The sequence below is a fragment of the Sulfitobacter sediminilitoris genome (assembly GCF_010667575.1).
In the GTDB taxonomy this organism is placed as follows: Bacteria; Pseudomonadota; Alphaproteobacteria; order Rhodobacterales; family Rhodobacteraceae; genus Sulfitobacter; species Sulfitobacter sediminilitoris.
This window is the reverse complement of the sequence record NZ_JAABNT010000001.1, coordinates 291,922-305,224: the sequence shown is the minus strand read 5'-3', so window position 1 is coordinate 305,224 and position 13,303 is coordinate 291,922. Positions and strand designations below refer to the sequence as shown.

General features: G+C 59.3%; 13 protein-coding genes. 8 read left to right on the top strand and 5 right to left on the bottom strand.

The features are described 5' to 3' along the window. Positions 1-63: 63 nt before the first annotated feature. Positions 64-1,362: a hypothetical protein gene (locus GV827_RS01515; RefSeq protein WP_386332919.1), complete on the bottom strand. Its 1,299-nt coding sequence runs from the start codon at positions 1,360-1,362 to the stop codon at positions 64-66. A gap of 259 nt (positions 1,363-1,621) precedes the next feature. Here GV827_RS01515 and GV827_RS01510 point away from each other — a divergent pair, with 259 nt between their 5' ends. Further along, positions 1,622-2,395 carry a transglycosylase SLT domain-containing protein gene (locus GV827_RS01510; RefSeq protein ID WP_164351921.1) on the top strand — a complete coding sequence of 258 codons (774 nt, stop codon included), beginning with the start codon at positions 1,622-1,624 and terminating at the stop codon, positions 2,393-2,395. Here the strand turns inward: GV827_RS01510 and GV827_RS01505 are convergent, their stop codons facing one another. From GV827_RS01505 to pepN, 3 genes are read right to left on the bottom strand one after another with little or no spacing between them, the layout of a single operon-like run. Continuing rightward, positions 2,396-2,830, bottom strand: coding sequence for a hypothetical protein (locus GV827_RS01505; protein ID WP_164351920.1), 435 nt, complete (start codon positions 2,828-2,830; stop codon positions 2,396-2,398). Next, positions 2,827-3,570, bottom strand: a complete 744-nt coding sequence (locus tag GV827_RS01500; RefSeq protein WP_164351919.1) for an SDR family oxidoreductase — start codon at positions 3,568-3,570, stop codon at positions 2,827-2,829. The genes GV827_RS01505 and GV827_RS01500 overlap by 4 nt, the downstream gene beginning before the upstream one ends. Positions 3,571-3,573: 3 nt before the next feature. After that, complete coding sequence (pepN, locus tag GV827_RS01495) at positions 3,574-6,126, bottom strand: aminopeptidase N (protein WP_164351918.1); 2,553 nt, start codon at positions 6,124-6,126, stop codon at positions 3,574-3,576. Between the two features lie 112 nt (positions 6,127-6,238). Here pepN and GV827_RS01490 point away from each other — a divergent pair, with 112 nt between their 5' ends. The 5 genes from GV827_RS01490 (at position 6,239) to GV827_RS01470 (ending at position 10,357) form a co-directional block, all read left to right on the top strand. After that, a complete protein-coding gene (locus GV827_RS01490; protein WP_164351917.1) occupies positions 6,239-6,487 on the top strand; it encodes a hypothetical protein in 249 nt (82 codons plus the stop codon). A 75-nt stretch (positions 6,488-6,562) separates the two neighbouring features. Then, on the top strand, positions 6,563-6,715 hold the full coding sequence (locus GV827_RS01485) for a DUF2256 domain-containing protein (RefSeq protein ID WP_164351916.1): 153 nt from the start codon (positions 6,563-6,565) through the stop codon (positions 6,713-6,715). 94 nt (positions 6,716-6,809) lie between these two features. Further along, a complete protein-coding gene (locus tag GV827_RS01480) occupies positions 6,810-8,954 on the top strand; it encodes a malate synthase G (protein WP_164351915.1) in 2,145 nt (714 codons plus the stop codon). 69 nt (positions 8,955-9,023) lie between these two features. Further along, positions 9,024-9,449 (top strand): GlcG/HbpS family heme-binding protein, encoded by a 426-nt coding sequence (locus tag GV827_RS01475; protein WP_164351914.1) that lies wholly within the window; start codon positions 9,024-9,026, stop codon positions 9,447-9,449. A gap of 131 nt (positions 9,450-9,580) precedes the next feature. Next, positions 9,581-10,357: a gamma-glutamyl-gamma-aminobutyrate hydrolase family protein gene (locus GV827_RS01470; protein WP_164351913.1), complete on the top strand. Its 777-nt coding sequence runs from the start codon at positions 9,581-9,583 to the stop codon at positions 10,355-10,357. A 21-nt stretch (positions 10,358-10,378) separates the two neighbouring features. Here GV827_RS01470 and GV827_RS01465 read toward each other — a convergent pair whose 3' ends face one another. Continuing rightward, entirely contained in the window at positions 10,379-10,951 is a 573-nt protein-coding gene (locus GV827_RS01465; RefSeq protein WP_164351912.1) for an REP-associated tyrosine transposase, read from the bottom strand. 158 nt (positions 10,952-11,109) lie between these two features. Between GV827_RS01465 and GV827_RS01460 the strand changes: the two genes are divergently transcribed. Both GV827_RS01460 and GV827_RS01455 read left to right on the top strand, forming a co-directional pair. Next, the gene (locus GV827_RS01460; protein ID WP_164351911.1) at positions 11,110-11,592 is read left to right on the top strand and encodes a methyltransferase family protein; all 483 of its coding nucleotides are present in this window, start codon (positions 11,110-11,112) and stop codon (positions 11,590-11,592) included. Positions 11,593-11,727: 135 nt separating this feature from the next. Further along, the gene (locus tag GV827_RS01455) at positions 11,728-13,302 is read left to right on the top strand and encodes a Re/Si-specific NAD(P)(+) transhydrogenase subunit alpha (RefSeq protein WP_164351910.1); all 1,575 of its coding nucleotides are present in this window, start codon (positions 11,728-11,730) and stop codon (positions 13,300-13,302) included. Position 13,303: the final 1 nt, after the last annotated feature.

Genomic DNA, 13,303 nt, shown 5'->3' with positions numbered 1-13,303 from the left:
TGACTTAGACAGCAGGTTCCGCACTTGGATGCTACCCCCGGTCACCGCTATCCGATCCTTCGTTCAGCTTGCCTGTGCAACGGGTCCGGTATCTGTGAAAACGATGCGTTTGCCCGATGCAATTTCCTTGCTGAACATAGCCGTTATGATGCGCATGGCGTCATCACGGCCTGAGGCGGCAAAACGTGTGGGCGAATGCACCCGCAGATTGTTGTCAAACCCGCGCGCCGCGTGTGCCCAGATCATCGGATGCAGTTCCGTCAGATGATTGCGGACGATCCATTGCGCACTGTTGGCGATAAGGGAACGTACCTGATCGGCGCGGTCATTGCCTGAAAACGCCTGACCGATTGCATTTGCGCAATACGCGGCCAGCAGGTTCACGGTGTAGGGGTCTGAGCGGCGCTTAAGAATATCTTTCAGGCCTTCCACGAAAAAATCGATATCAAGGTTCGCGCATGCCTGATCATCATACCCAATCGCGTCGAACTGCACCCATGTATAACCGCCTGCTCCCCATGTGTCTGCTGTCCGCGAGGCAGTTCGGCGGGCCTCCAGCTCCAGCTCCTCGTAGGACCCAAACCAACGGGGCAAAAGATGGTTGCCCATGGCACGCATCGGGCGCGGATTGGCGTGGTTCATGTCGATCAGGACTTCATAGCGGTCTGCCGCGTGACGCTTTCCAGTATCGCTGCCACCAAGCAGGGCGCAGCATGTTGCGGCCAACAGGGGCGAACCTGACTTGCGAGGGCAGAATGGGGCCATGATATCTGTTGCCCGGTCGAAATGGGCCTCAAAGGCTGCGCGATTGCGATCAGGTACTTCAATGTCCCAGCAATTGCCGCGCCATGCCCAACCGATATCCATGTGCGTCTGCGCTACGATGCAAGCCACCACATAGGATTTTGGGTATTCCGCAAGCACATGCTCAAGGGCTTCGATCCCCGCAAGCAGCGGCGCACCCTTGGCGGGGTGACCGTCCATCAGCGCGTGTTCTGCGGCATGAACAACGTCTGCACGGGCACCGTAGGCCAAAAGGTCAGCGACAGGCATGGTCCCGGGCGTCATGTGGCGCTGGGCATCGGCTGTCTGAATGAGTGCGATCAGGTCGTCCCAGCGTTCCTGACGGACCAGATATTGCGCCCGAGAAAGATGTTTGTCGCGAATTGCATCTTCTGCTGTTGGATCGGGGCACGTAATATGAAGCGCATCGTCAGTTGGCGTAGCCATAATCGTGCGCGGAGCGCGGCGTCGAATTTGCGCAGGCACTGGCGCGGTCGGCGCAAAAGATGGCTTGTCTTCTTTCAGAAGCCAACCCAGCGGGCCGATGTGCTTTTGAAGAAAGGTGCTCAATGGTTTCATTTCAATCCGGTCCAGTGACGAGGCGTTTCTCAGCTTTTATGCGTGGGCATTGCGGCCAGAGCGTGGCAGCCGTGCGAAGATATCGCGGTGATAGTTCCATTTTTGCGGGTATTTGGCTGCGGCAAGGAAATGCCCATTTCTGCTGATTGTCGCGCAAAGCGCGACGGTCAATGGGATGGGTGGCGGTTTGTTTCCAGTTTTTCCTATTCTGGAACGGGTTTGTTGCCTCCGATGGCCAATTATCTGCATAATCCCGCGGATGAGAATTGTGACACTGCCTTTCCTGAGGATCTGCAGCGCGCTGGCACTGAGCAGTGCAGCAGTTGCAGTGCAGGCCGAGTCGTTTTTGCGCCCTGAAGGTCGGGCTGCTGTGTCCCTTGCTGCACCTCCGGCGGCCAGCTCCTTTGCGGACACGGTCGCGACAACGGGTGTAACGGCTCTCGCGCCGCCTCGCTTTCAGACGACGATCCGTCCGCCCGTGCGTACAGGGCAACTCCCAAACACCAGATGGCAGCACATGGCGGGGCACGCCCTCTGGACCCGTGCAGCACTCTCGGCACTCAAGGATCATGGCAGGCCGCTGGTCGATCTGGTGCCCCGTGACATCGCGAACTGGTGCCCCAAATATCCGTCCGCCAGCGAAGCGGACCGCCGGGCGTTCTGGGTAGGCTTCATGTCCGCGCTTGCAAAGCACGAGAGCACCTATCGGCCGTGGGCCGTAGGCGGTGGTGGCAAATGGTACGGTCTTTTGCAGATCCTGCCTTCAACGGCGCGTGGTTACAAATGCAACGTCGGCACCGGAGCGGCGCTGAAAAACGGGGCCGCCAACCTCAGTTGCGCGGTGCGCATCATGGCCAGCACCGTGCCGCGGGACGGGGTCATCCATGGCTACCGGGGCCGCAAGGGGCAGGGCGTTACAGCCGACTGGGGGCCGATGCATTCCGCCCCGAAGAGACGGGATATGGCAGGTTGGCTGAAGCGGCAGAATTACTGCAAGCCGACGAATGCCACACGACCGCGCGCGCGACCCTGATCACTGCATCAGCTGGAAATGTGTACGGCGCGTCGTCAGGCCATGGGCATTGAGTGCGTCTTCCAAAGCCTGATGCGGCGGGGTCGCTTCAAACGGCAGGCGGATTTTTGCACCGGTTTGCAGCACCAGCGTGACACGTACAGAGAAATCTAGCCTTGTGTCCAAGCGGACGCGCTCGATCTCTTCCAAGGCCACCTGCGCAGTGCGTTTTCCGGTAAACCAACGTATTTCCTGGTCTGTAAGGGTCAGGCCGCTGGGCGGATTGCGGTAGAGGTCCCAAAGGGCGGGCAGGGTGAAGAATGCAAGAAACCCCACAATCCACAGGGCTGCGTCCAACACAAAATACGCCCCGGCAAGCGCCAGCCAGATCGCCAGAACAATCAGGCCGGCACGCAGGCTGCGGCCTTGCCGGTGATACGTGAAATCCGTGCTCACCTGCCGCCGGTAACGTTCAGGGTGGAACCGGTGACATAAGATGCCTCGTCCGACATGAGCCACAGAACGGCGTTCGCCACTTCATCGGCAGAACCCGCCCGGCCCATGGGAACGGTGCCGCCCAGTCTTGCCGCGCGGTCAGGGTCGCCGCCTTTGCCGTGCAATTCGGTCTCGATCAGGCCTGGCGCTACGGCCATGACGCGGATGCCTTTGGCGGCGACTTCATCCGACAGTCCTTTGGTGAACGTGTCGATGGCAGCCTTGGAGGCGGCGTAATCAACGTATTGGTTGGCTGAACCAAGGCGCGCTGCAGCAGAAGAGATGTTGATAATCACGCCATGGCCCTGCGCTTCCATGCGCTTGACGGCAGGCTGTGCCACCAGAATCGCGCCGATGACATTCACGTCAAAGATCTGGCGCAGACGGTCGTGGGTCAGGTCAGTGACACGAGCCGTCTGGCCGACGATGCCCGCGTTATTGATCAGCGCATCAAGCTGGCCAAAGCTGCCGTCGATCTGGGCAAAGATGTTGTCGATGTGGGCAGGATTTGCGACATCGGCCTGTACGACGACGGTCTTTGCGCCAGCCTCTTGGGCGGCTGCGGCCACCGCTTCGGCACCTTTCGGATCAGAATTATAGGTCAGGGCAAGGTCATAGCCCTGCGCGGCGGCAAGCCGGGCGCAAGCAGCACCGATGCCAGCAGAGGCACCGGTGATCAGGCAAACGGGGCGGTCGGTCATGGGTCAGGCTCCTTGGATACGGGTCAGCATCTCGGTGGTGTCCCGGCTGAGGTCACGTGTGGCGAGGATACGGGCAACTTCCGTCTTGATCTTGTTTTGACGGTCCGCGTCGTAGCGTTTCCATGTCTGGAAAGCAGAGCACATGCGCGCGGTGGTCTGCGGGTTGATCGGGTCGAGGGTGATCAGCCAGTCTGCCAGCAGCGTATAGGCATCGCCGCTTTCGTGGTGAAAACCCGCGTGGTGCATTGCCAAAGCCCCGAAGACGGCGCGGAAGCGGTTGGGGTTCTTGTGATTGAAATCGGGGTGTTCCGTGAGGCGTTCGGCGGTCGCGGCGGCGTCCTTGGGTTTTGCCTCCATCACCTGCAGGCCGAACCATTTGTCCATGACAAGGCGGTCGTCCTTCCACTGGGCCTCGAAGTCGGCGAGCATCTGCGCGCCTTGTCCCACGCGGATGGCGTTCGCAAGAGCGGCGAGCTGCTGAGTCATGTTGTCGGCTGCCGCATATTGCTGGGCGGCCAGTTCCGCCCCCTCGGCGCGGGTGATGAGGCTGAGCATGGCGTTGGCGAGCGACCGTTTGCCGGATTGCTCGGCGTCCGGCTGGTAGGGTTCGCTGACCTGATTGGCTTTGTAAAGCGCGTGCAGGTCGTCCTTGAGATGGCTTGCGAGCACGTCGCGCATGGTTTCGGTGGCGTCGTAGATCGCGGCGGGGTCGGGGGCCTTGCCTGCCTCGTATAGAGTATTGGCTAGGTCGGACTGGCTGGGCAAGCCTAGCATGAGCGCGCGGTAGGCAGGGTCGAGGCTGTCGTCGGTGATAACGGCGCGCAGGCCGTCGAGATAGGCTTCGTCGACGGACGCACCGTTCTCGATAATGCCAAGGAGCGCCTTGCGGGCAAGGGTGCGGCCCGCTTCCCAGCGGTTAAAGGGGTCGGTGTCATGGGCCAGCAGGTGGGCGCGGTCAGCGTCGCTGAGGTCTTGCTCCAGCACGATCGGAGCGGAAAAGCCGCGCAGGATCGACGGGACGGGACGGCCTTCGAGGCTGGTGATGCGGATGATCTGGGTTTCCTCATGAAGCTCCACGGTCTGGGTTTCGAGGACTTCCTTGCCGTCCGGGCCGATCAGGCCCAGGGCGATAGGGATGACCTGCGGCTGCGGATCCGGTGTGGCCGTCGAGGGCGGGGTATGTTGGGTGAAGGTGAGGGTGAGTTCATCAAGTTCAAAGCTTTCCTCAACCTTCACGCGGGGCGTGCCGGCCTGTGAATACCAGCGCTTGAATTGGGATAGGTCACGGCCCGTGGTATCCTCGAAAACCTTGAGCCAATCTTCGATGGTAGCAGCGTCCCCGTCGTGGCGGGTGAAGTAGAGATCAAGAGCTTTGTAATAGCCTTCGTCCCCGACCAGCGTCTTGAGCATACCGATGACCTCGGCGCCCTTTTCGTAGACGGTGGCGGTATAGAAGTTGTTGATCTCCTGAAAGCTTTCGGGGCGCACGGGGTGGGCGAGCGGGCCCTGATCCTCGGGGAACTGGCGCGCGCGCAGGTCAATGACGTCGGAGATGCGCTTGACGGGGGCGGAGCGCATGTCGGAGGTGAACTGGCTGTCGCGGAAGACGGTCAGGCCCTCTTTGAGGCACAGCTGGAACCAGTCGCGGCAAGTGATCCGGTTGCCGGTCCAGTTATGGAAATACTCATGCGCGATGATCGCCTCGATCCGCTCGAAATTCATGTCAGTTGAAGTTTCGGGGCTGGCGAGGACAGCGGACGAGTTGAAGATGTTCAGCCCCTTGTTCTCCATCGCGCCCATGTTGAAATCGTCAACAGCCACGATATTGAAAAGGTCCAGATCGTATTCACGGCCATAGACGTCTTCGTCCCATTTCATCGAGGCCTTCAGCGCCTCCATCCCGAAGGCGCATTTGCCCTCGTCGCCGGGGCGGACGTAGAGGTTCAGATCGACCTTGCGGCCCGACATCGTGGTGAAGCTGTCGGAATGAGCCACCAGATCACCGGCGACCAGGGCAAAAAGATAAGGGGGTTTGGGCCATGGATCGTGCCATTCGACGTGATGCTGGGACGTTTTGACCGGGTTTCCGTTGGACAAGAGCACCGGGTGCGGTCCGTTCACTGTGACGTTGAAGGTGGCCATCACGTCCGGGCGGTCGGGGTAGTATGTTATTTTGCGAAACCCCTCAGCCTCGCATTGGGTGCAGTACATGCCGTTCGACATATAGAGACCTTCAAGCGCCGTGTTGTTGGCCGGGTCAATCTCGACCTCAGCCTCCCAGACAAAGGGGGCGTCAGGGACGGGGCAGGTCAGGCCTTCATCGGTTTGCTCTGTATTCACAGGCTTGCCGTCGATGGTGGCCGAGATCAGATCAAGGTTCTCACCATGCAGAAAGAAGGTTTTGTCGGTGGCTTCCGGATTTGGCCGAAACGCGATGCGGCTTTTGACGCGGGTCTTATGCGGATCAAGGTCAAAGGTCAGTGACACGTCTTCCACGATGAAGCCGAAAGGTGTGTATTCCGCAAGATAGACTGTTTTCGGAGCGGCATCGCGCATGGTGTCACCTTTTTGTTGGGAACTTTTGGGAACTATGTGGTTGGTCACACGTTAATCGGGCAACCAACGACCCTCAACGGGTCATTTTGAAATCGTATGAAAGGAGACAGACATGTCTGCCCCCGACACAAATATTGAACGCCAGGAAACCAACCACAAGCCCGCATTGCTGGGCATTCGTGGTGCGCTGATCTTTGGTGTGTTGATGATCGTCTTGATGATTGGCTTCACCATGTCACGCGGCGAAACACCCTCTGCCGAAACCCTGATTGGGGACGAACCGGCCCAGACTACCGAACGCAATGGCGCTGCAGGTGTCAAAATTGACAGCTACGCCCCCGGCACCAACGAAACAAATTGAGCCGTTCTCAGAGCTTGATCCAAGGCAGCGCAGGGAATTATCCTTCGCTGCCTTTTGTATTTGGGGCATGTCAGCATGGCAAAGATGCGCAAAAAGGTCGATTTGCCCAGCAAGACCTGTGTGACCTGCGGACGACCTTTCGTATGGCGGCGCAAGTGGGCAAAGGTCTGGAACGAAGTGAAATACTGTTCTGATAAATGCCGCGCTGCCCGACAGTCTTCTAATTAGATTTTTGGTCATTTTTTCTGACCGGAGGCGGTTGTGGCGATTTTCCTTTGACACTAAGAGTTTCCGAAAGGAAATTCAGGGGGAGAATGTCGACATGTCAGGCAGAACAGAAAAACATGGGTTGCAGGTTGACCCGCAATTGGTCGCTTTCATCGAAGAGCAGGCGCTGCCGGGTGCAGGGGTGGAGACAGATCAGTTCTGGGCTTCATTCTCAACCCTGTTACACGACATGGGACCACGGAACCGCGCGTTCCTAGAAAAGCGGGAAGACCTGCAAGCTCAGATCGACGCCTGGCACCGCGGTCGATCCAATCAGCCCCATGACGTTGCGGCCTACACGGCCTTTCTGGAAGAGATCGGCTATCTGGTCCCGGAAGGTGGCGACTTTGAAATCGATACAGCGAATGTTGACGCCGAAATCGCGCATGTGGCTGGGCCTCAGTTGGTTGTTCCAATTACAAATGCGCGCTTTGCCCTGAATGCGGCGAACGCCCGTTGGGGAAGCCTGTACGACGCATTCTACGGAACCGATGCGATGGGCACGTTGCCCCCTCCGGGCGGTTACAATCAGGGGCACGGCGCGCGGGTCGTTGCACGCGCACGAGTTTTTCTGGATGAGGCTTTTCCGATTGACGGGGTCAGTCACGCGGATGCGCGGCGTTACTACGTCAGCAATGGCACGCTGCTGGTGGATGACCAGCCGCTGATGCAACCTGCGAAATTCATTGGGTATCGGGGTCACCCGAAAGCCCCCAATGCCGTGCTCTTGCGCAATAACGGTCTGCACGTCGAACTGGTGTTCGATCGGACACATCCGATTGGCAGCCGGGATCAGGCCGGGTTGGCCGACGTGCAGTTGGAAAGCGCGGTATCAGCCATCATGGATTGCGAAGATTCAGTCGCTTGTGTCGATGCAGAGGACAAGGTGCTGGCCTACGGCAACTGGCTGGGCCTGATGAAAGGCGACCTGAGCGAGACTTTTGTGAAGGGCGGGGCAGAGATGACCCGGAGCCTGAATGATGACCGCGAGTACACCACGCCGGAGGGCGGCAGCCTGACCGTGAAGGGGCGCGCCCTGATGCTGGTGCGTAACGTCGGGCACCTGATGACCAACCCGGCCATTCTGGACCGTGACGGCAACGAGGTCTTTGAAGGTCTCATGGACGCGATGATCACGACGCTCATCGCCAAGCACGATCTGGCAAGGGACGGCGGCAATTCCGTCGAAGGATCTGTCTATGTGGTCAAGCCGAAGATGCATGGCCCGGATGAAGTTGCGTTTACGGACGAGATTTTCACCATGGTTGAGGAGGCGCTGGGCCTGCCGCAATACACGGTGAAACTGGGCATCATGGATGAGGAGCGCCGGACATCCGCAAACCTCAAAGAGTGCATCCGCGCCGCGAAACACCGCGTTGCTTTCATCAACACCGGTTTCCTTGACCGGACCGGTGATGAAATCCACACCTCAATGGAGGCGGGGCCGTTTTCGCGCAAGGATTTCATCAAGCGCAAGCCATGGATCAATGCCTACGAGCTGCAGAACGTCGACATCGGTCTTGAGTGCGGCCTGTCGGGTCGGGCGCAGATTGGCAAGGGCATGTGGGCAATGCCTGACAAGATGGCGGCAATGCTGGAACAGAAGATCGAACATCCAAAGTCCGGCGCCAACTGCGCATGGGTCCCATCACCCACCGCAGCCACGCTGCACGCCCTGCATTACCACAAGATCGATGTTTTCGCCGTTCAGGAAGGTCTGCGCAAAGTAGGCCGGCGCGCCTACAAAGAGACGCTGCTTGAGATCCCGCTGGCAAGCTATCAGAAATGGACACCCGGCCAGATCCAGCGCGAGGTTGAGAACAACGTGCAGGGTATTCTGGGGTACGTCGTGCGCTGGATTGATCAGGGTGTGGGCTGTTCCAAGGTGCCAGACATCAACGATGTGGGCCTGATGGAAGACCGTGCAACCTGCCGCATCTCGGCGCAGCACGTGGCGAACTGGCTGCACCACAATGTGGTCAGCGAAGACGAGGTGATGACTGCCATGCAAAAGATGGCTGCGGTGGTGGACCGGCAGAATGGCGGCGATCCGCTGTACCGCCCCATGGCGCCTGCGTTCGATGGCATCGCGTTCAAGGCGGCATGTGATCTGGTCTTCCAAGGCCGTGTCCAGCCTTCGGGATATACGGAGCCGGTGTTGCACGCACGGCGGCTTGAGTTGAAGGCGGCGCAGAGCTGAGGGGGCAGGAGCGAGGGGCCAGCCCCTCGCGCTCCCCGGAATTGTAGTTGAAAGATGAAGGGACAGGGAATGACAATTTCATTGCGCAAGGCGCGGACAATCATTCGGAAATCACTGGAAAAAGGCCGCGAGCTTGAACTGAAGCCGCTTTCAGTCGTCGTGCTGGACGCAGGCGGCCATGTTCAGGCATTCGAGCGCGAAGATGGCGCTGCACCGGGCCGGTTTTCCATCGCACATGGCAAGGCTTACGGCTCAGTCATGCTGGGCATGGCTGGCACGGCACAAATGAAGCGGGCCGAAGATCAGGCCTATTTCATGGCGGCGGTGAACGGGGTCTATGGCGGTCAGACGATCCCAGTGCCTGGCGGTGTCTTGCTGCGCGACAAGAAGGGCGCAGTGATCGGCGCGGTTGGTGTGACCGGCGATACCTCTGACAATGACGTACTGGCGGCGATGGCCGGGATCGAGGCGGCAGGCCTGATCGGAGAGCAGTAGGCACGTCTGCCTGAAAACAGGGCGGGGCATTCAAGACGGTCAATACTTGAGCATGCGCAACAGCGGCGGTCCTTGAGGGTTCGCCGCCTGTTACGTATATAAGGGGCAACACAGGCAGTCTCAGGTGATCCATGTCCCGTCCCGTCGTTGGCATTATTGGCAACTCGTATCTCCTCAATGAACAATACCCGGTGCATGCCGGAGGGCAGATGAACTCGGATGCCATTGCCGAGGTTTCGGGTTGCGTGCCGATGATCATTCCTGCCGATCCACGTCATGTCAGCGTGGCAGAATTGATGGATATCTGCGATGGATTCCTACTGACGGGCGGTCGACCCAACGTACATCCCGAAGAATACGGTGAGGCCGAGACAGAGGCGCATGGTGCCTTTGATCGGGCGCGCGATGCGATTGCATTGCCGTTGGTGCGGGCCTGCGTGGAGCGGGGCCAGCCGTTTCTGGGCATTTGCCGGGGCTTTCAGGAAGTGAACGTCGCCATGGGGGGGACGCTTTACCCGGAGATCCGTGAATTGCCGGGGCGCATGAACCACCGAATGCCACCCGATGGTACACTGGAAGAAAAGTTTGAGCTGCGCCACGACGTCACCTTTACCGAGGGCGGTGTGTTTCACGAGTTGATGGGATCACAAGTGGTGCGCACCAACACGTTGCATGGACAAGGGATCAAACATGCAGGGGCACGGATCGTCGTTGACGGTCACGCAGAGGATGGCACGCCCGAGGCGATCTATGTGCAGGGTGCGGCCGGGTTTACGCTGGCGGTGCAATGGCACCCTGAGTGGAACGCGGCGGGTGACAAAGTCTCGCGCCCGCTGTTTGCGAGCTTTGGCGATGCGGTGCGCGCCTGGGCGGCACGGGATACAGCGCCAGCTTTGAAGGCTGTGTGAGCCGAAAAGGGCGCCTGCATCCTACGTGGGCATAACTGCTTGTTCTTTATCTGAAGCCATGTGTGCCAGACCTGCAGCGCGCTGATGTTCCGGGATTTGTTCGACTGAGGCAGGGGGTGTGACCCTGCGCAACTGATCGCGTCGGAGCGAGCTATGAGGCCAATCCTGTGGACGCGGACAGAGACCTGCGTGAACTGGACTGAGATAGATCAGGTCACGGTGGCGTTCAAAGTCATCGGCGTCTGAAATCTCGTGTTCCCAAAAGTGACGCTGCCAGATACCTTTGTCGCCCCTCTTTATTTGGGTAAGTGACCGGTGCGCGGGCATATCTTGCCTGCGGGAAAAGCGGTTTTTCAACATGGCGACGCGCTTGGCATGGTCTTTATCCCCATCGGGCAGCGTCCACAAAGTGTGAATGACGGAAGGCAGCACCGCAATCGCGTTGATCTGGAACGGGCGGTGGAGAAGGGTGACCCGCATAGCCCGACGTAGATCGTCGATGCGGCGGACCAGCAGGTCACTTTGACGATCTGCCAAACGAATCGTAAAGAAGAACGTGGTGCCGGGAGCGACGCTGTGCTTGTGTTTGGACATGCTTCCAAGGCTAGTCCGCCGTGGTTAACGGCAGATGAATGTTGGCGGCATTGCAGCGGGACCGGATGAGTTCGGATCGATTTGCCCGCAGCGCGCGGGCCGCCATGGCGTTTGCTGCAAAACGGCGGCAGCCTCATATGACAGCGGGGAGAGATTTCATGGCAAAATGGCGCGAGACGGGCAATTTGACACCCTTTCAGATGCTCGATTTACCGCCTGTTTGGCTTTTGGGGGCACTGCTTGTTGCTTGGGCGCAGGTGATCCTGTTGCCCGGTCTGACACATCCATTCGCTTTCTTCCGCTGGGCAGGCGCCTTGCTGGCCGGGTTGGGCATCGCCCTGATGATCTGGGCGATTGCGGCATTTCGCAGGCACGAAACCACTGTTGTGCCGCACCAGACGCCGGCCCGCATCATCGTGACCGGCCCCTTCGCGCACAGCCGGAACCCGATCTACCTTGGCGACGTGATGGTGCTGACCGGGGCCATCCTGTGGTGGGGCGCCTGGCCGTCCCTCTTGCTGATTCCCGTGTTTGTCTCGATCCTCACGCGACGCTTTATTGCGCCCGAAGAGGCGCGGATGAAAGAAAGTTTCGGCACGGAATTCGAGGCCTTTGCGGAAAAAACGCCACGGTGGCTATGAAAAACACCCCGACTTGGCACTTTTGACCCTTGCTGCGCTTGTAGCCACCCCATGTCCGCGCTACTTGCTGCGGATGCAAAAGCGGGGCCTTGGGTTCCCGCGTCTATCCGGTGACCAAATATGGGGGAAGACGGAGTGAAGATCGGAACGCCGAAAGAGACTTTCGAGGGAGAGAACCGCGTCGCGATGACGCCGGAGTCAGCCCAGATGCTGCAAAAGCTGGGCCATGACTGCGTGATCGAGGCTGGCGCTGGTGCCAAGGCGGGGTTTGCTGACGCTGACTACAAGGCAGCGGGCGTTGAGGTGGTCAAGACCGCCGCCGCGCTGTGGAAAGCGGCGGACACCGTTGCCAAGGTGCGCGTACCTGACACCGCCGAGATGAAGCGCTTGCGCGAAGGACAGACACTAATCTCTTTCTTCAGCCCCGTCGCGGATGAGGACAAGATGAAGCAGGCCGCCGACAAGGGCGCGACTGTAATCGCGATGGAAATGATCCCACGTATTTCGCGCGCTCAGAAGATGGACGCGCTGTCGTCCATGGCGAACATTGCGGGCTACCGCGCCGTGATCGAGGCGGGCAACAACTTTGGCCGTTTCTTCACCGGTCAGATCACTGCTGCCGGCAAGGTGCCGCCTGCCAAGGTGCTGGTCGTCGGGGCCGGGGTTGCCGGTCTTGCCGCTATTGGCACATCGACGTCTTTGGGTGCCATCACCTATGCCTTCGACGTGCGGCCCGAAGTGGCCGAGCAGGTTGAATCCATGGGGGCCGAGTTCGTCTACCTCGATTTCGAGGAGGAACAGCAGGACGGCGCGGCGACGGGCGGTTATGCTTCTGTCTCCTCACCTGAGTTCCGCGAAGCGCAACTGGCGAAGTTCCGCGAGTTGGCGCCTGAGGTGGACATCGTGATCACCACAGCGTTGATCCCGAACCGTGAGGCGCCTGAGCTTTGGACCGAGGACATGGTCAAGGCGATGAAGCCCGGATCGGTCATCGTGGACCTTGCCGCCGAGAAGGGCGGTAACTGTAAGCTGACCGTCAAGGACGAGAAAATCGTTACTGACAATGGCGTCACGATCATCGGTTACACCGACTTCCCCAGCCGGATGGCGACGCAAGCTTCGACCCTCTATGCGACAAACATCCGTCACCTGATGACGGACCTCACGCCTGAAAAAGACGGCGTCGTCAATCACAACATGGAAGATGACGTCATTCGCGGTGCAACAATCGCGCATGGCAAGGAAGTGACCTTCCCGCCGCCACCTCCGAAGGTGGCCGCGATTGCGGCGCAAAAGAAGAAAGAGCCGCCTAAGGAGCTGACGGCAGAAGAAAAAGCCGCGAAAGAAATCGCCGAGTTCAAGCAGCAGACCAAAAATCAGGTCACGCTGCTTGCTGTTGGTGGCGCGCTTTTGCTGGCGGTTGGTCTGGTTGCACCTGCCAGCTTCATGCAGCACTTCATCGTTTTCGTACTGGCGGTCTTTGTGGGCTTCCAGGTGATCTGGGGTGTCGCGCATTCGCTGCACACACCGCTGATGGCGATTACGAATGCGATCTCGTCAATCATCATCCTGGGTGCGCTGATGCAGATCGGATCGGGGTCTTTCCTCGTTATCATACTCGCTGCCCTGTCGGTCTTCATGTGTGGGATCAACATCTTTGGCGGCTTCCTCGTGACACGGCGCATGCTCGCCATGTTCCAGAAATCTTAAA